This is a genomic window from Streptococcus oralis, assembly GCF_004127215.1.
Classification (GTDB): Bacteria; Bacillota; Bacilli; order Lactobacillales; family Streptococcaceae; genus Streptococcus; species Streptococcus oralis_BD.
The window spans coordinates 1-4,950 of the sequence record NZ_QEWJ01000021.1 but is presented as its reverse complement, the minus strand read 5'-3'; the positions used below and the strand labels follow the sequence as shown (position 1 = coordinate 4,950).

1 tRNA gene and 3 rRNA genes are annotated in these 4,950 nt (G+C 49.8%); all 4 read right to left on the bottom strand.

The features are described from left to right. Nucleotide 1: 1 nt before the first annotated feature. Nucleotides 2–117 (bottom strand): 5S ribosomal RNA (rrf, locus tag DF216_RS10265). A gap of 76 nt (nucleotides 118–193) precedes the next feature. Beyond that, nucleotides 194–3,094: ribosomal RNA gene (locus DF216_RS10260) — 23S ribosomal RNA — on the bottom strand. A gap of 122 nt (nucleotides 3,095–3,216) precedes the next feature. After that, nucleotides 3,217–3,289, bottom strand: a tRNA-Ala gene (locus DF216_RS10255). A 51-nt stretch (nucleotides 3,290–3,340) separates the two neighbouring features. After that, nucleotides 3,341–4,887 (bottom strand): 16S ribosomal RNA (locus tag DF216_RS10250). Together the 16S, 23S and 5S rRNA genes with 1 tRNA gene alongside form the textbook arrangement of a ribosomal RNA operon. Between the last annotated feature and the right edge of the window lie 63 nt (nucleotides 4,888–4,950).

Below are 4,950 nucleotides of genomic sequence, written 5' to 3'. Positions count from 1 at the left end.
AGCTAAGCGACTTCCATATCTCACAGGGGGCAACCCCCAACTACTTCCGGCGTTCTAGGGCTTAACTGCTGTGTTCGGCATGGGTACAGGTGTATCTCCTAGGCTATCGTCACTTAACTCTGAGTAATACCTACTCAAAATTGAATATCTATCAAATACCAAGAAAACCTCACACTTCGTATTCTCAGTTACTTTGGATAAGTCCTCGAGCTATTAGTATTAGTCCGCTACATGTGTCGCCACACTTCCACTTCTAACCTATCTACCTGATCATCTCTCAGGGCTCTTACTGATATATAATCATGGGAAATCTCATCTTGAGGTGGGTTTCACACTTAGATGCTTTCAGCGTTTATCCCTTCCCTACATAGCTACCCAGCGATGCCTTTGGCAAGACAACTGGTACACCAGCGGTAAGTCCACTCTGGTCCTCTCGTACTAGGAGCAGATCCTCTCAAATTTCCTACGCCCGCGACGGATAGGGACCGAACTGTCTCACGACGTTCTGAACCCAGCTCGCGTGCCGCTTTAATGGGCGAACAGCCCAACCCTTGGGACCGACTACAGCCCCAGGATGCGACGAGCCGACATCGAGGTGCCAAACCTCCCCGTCGATGTGAACTCTTGGGGGAGATAAGCCTGTTATCCCCAGGGTAGCTTTTATCCGTTGAGCGATGGCCCTTCCATACGGAACCACCGGATCACTAAGCCCGACTTTCGTCCCTGCTCGAGTTGTTGCTCTCGCAGTCAAGCTCCCTTATACCTTTACACTCTGCGAATGATTTCCAACCATTCTGAGGGAACCTTTGGGCGCCTCCGTTACCTTTTAGGAGGCGACCGCCCCAGTCAAACTGCCCGTCAGACACTGTCTCCGATAGGGATCACCTATCCGGGTTAGAGTGGCCATAACACAAGGGTAGTATCCCAACAACGTCTCCTTCGAAACTGGCGTCCCGATCTCTTAGACTCCTACCTATCCTGTACATGTGGTACAGACACTCAATATCAAACTGCAGTAAAGCTCCATGGGGTCTTTCCGTCCTGTCGCGGGTAACCTGCATCTTCACAGGTACTAAAATTTCACCGAGTCTCTCGTTGAGACAGTGCCCAAATCATTACGCCTTTCGTGCGGGTCGGAACTTACCCGACAAGGAATTTCGCTACCTTAGGACCGTTATAGTTACGGCCGCCGTTTACTGGGGCTTCAATTCATACCTTCGCTTACGCTAAGCACTCCTCTTAACCTTCCAGCACCGGGCAGGCGTCACCCCCTATACATCATCTTACGATTTAGCAGAGAGCTGTGTTTTTGATAAACAGTTGCTTGGGCCTATTCACTGCGGCTGACTTAAAGTCAGCACCCCTTCTCCCGAAGTTACGGGGTCATTTTGCCGAGTTCCTTAACGAGAGTTCTCTCGCTCACCTGAGGCTACTCGCCTCGACTACCTGTGTCGGTTTGCGGTACGGGTAGAGTATGTTTAAACGCTAGAAGCTTTTCTTGGCAGTGTGACGTCACTAACTTCGCTACTAAACTTCGCTCCCCATCACAGCTCAATGTTATAGAACTAAGCATTTGACTCAATTCACACCTCACTGCTTAGACAGACTCTTCCATTCGTCTGCTTTAGTTAGCCTACTGCGTCCCTCCATCACTACATACTCTAGTACAGGAATATCAACCTGTTGTCCATCGGATACACCTTTCGGTCTCTCCTTAGGTCCCGACTAACCCAGGGCGGACGAGCCTTCCCCTGGAAACCTTAGTCTTACGGTGGACAGGATTCTCACCTGTCTTTCGCTACTCATACCGGCATTCTCACTTCTATGCGTTCCAGCACTCCTCACGGTATACCTTCTTCACACATAGAACGCTCTCCTACCATACCTATAAAGGTATCCACAGCTTCGGTAAATTGTTTTAGCCCCGGTACATTTTCGGCGCAGGGTCACTCGACTAGTGAGCTATTACGCACTCTTTGAATGAATAGCTGCTTCTAAGCTAACATCCTAGTTGTCTGTGCAACCCCACATCCTTTTCCACTTAACAATTATTTTGGGACCTTAGCTGGTGGTCTGGGCTGTTTCCCTTTCGACTACGGATCTTAGCACTCGCAGTCTGACTGCCGACCATAATTCTTTGGCATTCGGAGTTTATCTGAGATTGGTAATCCGGGATGGACCCCTCACCCAAACAGTGCTCTACCTCCAAGAATCTTAATGTCGACGCTAGCCCTAAAGCTATTTCGGAGAGAACCAGCTATCTCCAAGTTCGTTTGGAATTTCTCCGCTACCCACAAGTCATCCAAGCACTTTTCAACGTGCCCTGGTTCGGTCCTCCAGTGCGTCTTACCGCACCTTCAACCTGCTCATGGGTAGGTCACATGGTTTCGGGTCTACGACATGATACTAAAGCGCCCTATTCAGACTCGGTTTCCCTGCGGCTCCGTCTCTTCAACTTAACCTCGCATCATATCGTAACTCGCCGGTTCATTCTACAAAAGGCACGCTCTCACCCATTAACGGGCTCGAACTTGTTGTAGGCACACGGTTTCAGGTTCTATTTCACTCCCCTCCCGGGGTGCTTTTCACCTTTCCCTCACGGTACTGGTTCACTATCGGTCACTAGGGAGTATTTAGGGTTGGGAGATGGTCCTCCCAGATTCCGACGGGATTTCACGTGTCCCGCCGTACTCAGGATACTGCTAGGTACAAAGACTATTTTAAATACGAGGCTATTACTCTCTTTGGCTGATCTTCCCAAATCATTCTTCTATAATCTTTGAGTCCACATTGCAGTCCTACAACCCCGAAGAGTAAACTCTTCGGTTTGCCCTCCTGCCGTTTCGCTCGCCGCTACTAAGGCAATCGCTTTTGCTTTCTCTTCCTGCAGCTACTTAGATGTTTCAGTTCACTGCGTCTTCCTCCTCATATCCTTAACAGATATGGGTAACAGGTAGTACCTGTTGGGTTCCCCCATTCGGAAATCCCTGGATCATCGCTTACTTACAGCTACCCAAGGCATATCGTCGTTTGTCACGTCCTTCTTCGGCTCCTAGTGCCAAGGCATCCACCGTGCGCCCTTATTAACTTAACCTTATTTTTTGACCTTTCAAAAATAAACTCATTAAATACTACAGCGTTTCGGTTTATTTTCTTGTTACTATTTGATATAGATATTCAATTTTCAATGTGCATTACTTGGTGATCTCTCACCAATGGAGCCTAGCGGGATCGAACCGCTGACCTCCTGCGTGCAAAGCAGGCGCTCTCCCAGCTGAGCTAAGGCCCCACAAGACCTCTCAAGACTAAACAAGACCAATGTGCAGTTCCTTATCCTTAGAAAGGAGGTGATCCAGCCGCACCTTCCGATACGGCTACCTTGTTACGACTTCACCCCAATCATCTATCCCACCTTAGGCGGCTGGCTCCTAAAAGGTTACCTCACCGACTTCGGGTGTTACAAACTCTCGTGGTGTGACGGGCGGTGTGTACAAGGCCCGGGAACGTATTCACCGCGGCGTGCTGATCCGCGATTACTAGCGATTCCGACTTCATGTAGGCGAGTTGCAGCCTACAATCCGAACTGAGACTGGCTTTAAGAGATTAGCTTGCCGTCACCGGCTTGCGACTCGTTGTACCAGCCATTGTAGCACGTGTGTAGCCCAGGTCATAAGGGGCATGATGATTTGACGTCATCCCCACCTTCCTCCGGTTTATTACCGGCAGTCTCGCTAGAGTGCCCAACTAAATGATGGCAACTAACAATAGGGGTTGCGCTCGTTGCGGGACTTAACCCAACATCTCACGACACGAGCTGACGACAACCATGCACCACCTGTCACCTCTGTCCCGAAGGAAAACTCTATCTCTAGAGCGGTCAGAGGGATGTCAAGACCTGGTAAGGTTCTTCGCGTTGCTTCGAATTAAACCACATGCTCCACCGCTTGTGCGGGCCCCCGTCAATTCCTTTGAGTTTCAACCTTGCGGTCGTACTCCCCAGGCGGAGTGCTTAATGCGTTAGCTGCGGCACTAAACCCCGGAAAGGGTCTAACACCTAGCACTCATCGTTTACGGCGTGGACTACCAGGGTATCTAATCCTGTTTGCTCCCCACGCTTTCGAGCCTCAGCGTCAGTTACAAGCCAGAGAGCCGCTTTCGCCACCGGTGTTCCTCCATATATCTACGCATTTCACCGCTACACATGGAATTCCACTCTCCCCTCTTGCACTCAAGTTAAACAGTTTCCAAAGCGTACTATGGTTAAGCCACAGCCTTTAACTTCAGACTTATCTAACCGCCTGCGCTCGCTTTACGCCCAATAAATCCGGACAACGCTCGGGACCTACGTATTACCGCGGCTGCTGGCACGTAGTTAGCCGTCCCTTTCTGGTAAGATACCGTCACAGTGTGAACTTTCCACTCTCACACTCGTTCTTCTCTTACAACAGAGCTTTACGATCCGAAAACCTTCTTCACTCACGCGGCGTTGCTCGGTCAGACTTCCGTCCATTGCCGAAGATTCCCTACTGCTGCCTCCCGTAGGAGTCTGGGCCGTGTCTCAGTCCCAGTGTGGCCGATCACCCTCTCAGGTCGGCTATGTATCGTCGCCTTGGTGAGCCGTTACCCCACCAACTAGCTAATACAACGCAGGTCCATCTGGTAGTGGTGCAATTGCACCTTTTAATCAACTATCATGCAATAGTCAATATTATGCGGTATTAGCTATCGTTTCCAATAGTTATCCCCCGCTACCAGGCAGGTTACCTACGCGTTACTCACCCGTTCGCAACTCATCCAGAGAAGCAAGCTCCTCCTTCAGCGTTCTACTTGCATGTATTAGGCACGCCGCCAGCGTTCGTCCTGAGCCAGGATCAAACTCTCATTAAAAGTTTGAGTTCTCACTCATTTCTGTCACTGACAGATTTATTGTTTTTTCATTGTTCAGTACTA